Source organism: Ensifer sp. EB106-03-01-XG145 (assembly GCF_058792075.1).
In genome coordinates this window covers 1-1,935 of sequence record NZ_JBYTEC010000061.1, presented here as the reverse complement: position 1 = coordinate 1,935, position 1,935 = coordinate 1, and the positions used below count along the sequence as shown (strand labels likewise).

General features: G+C 51.8%; 1 protein-coding gene and 1 pseudogene. Both read left to right on the top strand.

All coding sequences use genetic code 11. From position 1 onward, the window contains the following. Positions 1–1,619: pseudogene (locus AC3WWH_RS34705) on the top strand (hypothetical protein); the annotation flags it as partial. A gap of 48 nt (positions 1,620–1,667) precedes the next feature. Next, on the top strand, positions 1,668–1,907 hold the full coding sequence (locus tag AC3WWH_RS34700) for a hypothetical protein (protein WP_492377622.1): 240 nt from the start codon (positions 1,668–1,670) through the stop codon (positions 1,905–1,907). The last annotated feature ends 28 nt before the right edge of the window (positions 1,908–1,935 follow it).

The window sequence follows — 1,935 nt, the reverse complement described above, 5'->3', positions numbered from 1 at the left end:
CACACCGCGCCACTTGGCGTATTCAGAACCGCCGGGGCTCTAGTCGCTGCTGGGTGAAAGTTCCGTGGCAGGTCACTAAGTCTTCACCCTATGATTTGTCGCACGTTGAGCGCGGTCTGAACTACCTGGTCGTCTGGCAGTATGTGGTCCTTGAAGGGCAGCGACAGATGTTGCCGGTCCTCTATGCGCTCCACGCAACTAGCGGCGGCGTAAAGTTATTTCGGTCAGACGTCCTAATAAGGTATTTGGCGGATCACGATGCAAAATCTGGTCAGTGGATGCTCGAACGGGTTCGAGCAGTTGGAATGCTGATTGAATATACAGCGGCTTGCCTCCCATACTTCGAACCTGCGCAAAGACGAGGAGGCGCGAGCGTTTCGTATTCCAAAATGCTGACTCGGTTCGCCAAAGCTGTTCTCAACGGGACAGCTATCGTCGAGAATGGCCGACGTTATGACGGTGTAGGTCTATATTGGCCGCCACGGAGGGAGGCTTCGGCGAAGCGCTTACTTGCGGCTTTGACAAGCGTATTGAAATGGATTTCGCTTAAAGCCTCTGAATGGTTCGACGCCGAAATTGGTAAAGCGCAGGAACCATTTCACGCCGTCCGGATAGCTTATCAACACGTCATACAACGAAAGAAAAGCCTTTTAGCGCACATCAAATCTGAGAAGACAGCCGAGATCAGTCATCCGTTTGGAGGACTCTTTGGCAGCGGCTCACCGCGTGTTCGGACCTATCGATTTCCGACGAGGTACGTCTGGCCGCTCCTTTTCAAAGGGTTTCGAAATTCGCGCAACAAGCTTTTAGACGAAACAGCCCAAGTCATCGCTCTGCTATTGTTCGCTGGCGGGTCGAGGTTGAGCGAGTTGTTCAATGCATGGGTAAACGATGTCCAATGGGTGAACGGGGAACCTGTTCTTTTCCTTCATCATCCCCGCAATGGCGATATTCGAACAGGTGGAAAAACAATCAATCGCAGAGCTTATCTGGAAAAGAAAAACCTTAGACCCCGAAACAAGCTGCGGAAGCGCGGGCAGGCTGGCCACAAGGGATTGAGAGGTGATGACGAAGGAGCGGAGTTGGTTTGGTTGCCGCTCCCAGGTCTGTGCGAAGAGTTGGCTCGTAGGCTCCGTCACTATGTGACAATCACCCGTCCGCGCCTAATGCGACTACGGGAAGCACAGGGCCTTCAAGACCATCCATATCTCTTTGTCGGGTCTGGCAGAGTGTTTGGGAACAGCACGAATGTTGTTGGTGCGCCGTATACGATGGAAGCTTTTCGTTCCGCCTGGAAGAGGGCAGTCAACCGCATAAGCCGCCTCTACAACGACCCCGACCTAGTAGTAGCGAAAAAACGAGGTACAACACCGCATGGAGCGCGACACTTTTACGGCACCTTTCTGAAGACGATTGGTTGTGACGGCGACGTAATTTCAAAGTGTATGCATCACAAAAGTCCGTTCAGTCACCTGCGATACACGGAGCTGACGACTAACGAGATCAACTCCATTCTAAGAGCTGCCGCAAACGACAATTCGCGCACTTTTGACTATCGAGCGCTTAAGGGCGATGTATCTGAAGCACTCCGGCGGCAAGCCAATAGTAGGCCATATTGATAGCGTGTTTTCAGTTACTGGAAAACTTGTTGGTATTGGAGAAGAGAGTTGCAGACTTTTGAGACGCCAGGCGGAGAACTATTTGTTAATTTCTCTGACGATCACGATTTTTCTCCCTTTAACAAAAGGGAGATCGGCGCACTTAAGGCTGCGATAGAAGATATTCAGACGTTTCCGGCGCGGAGGACTTTGTCTGACGATATTGAAGGTTCAATCGAAGCGGTAATCGACTCAGGTATCTGGAGACCTCGAATTACCGCTGATTTGGTGATCGGCGGCGCGGCCTGATGGCTGTTGGCGTCTTTCGCCTGCGATT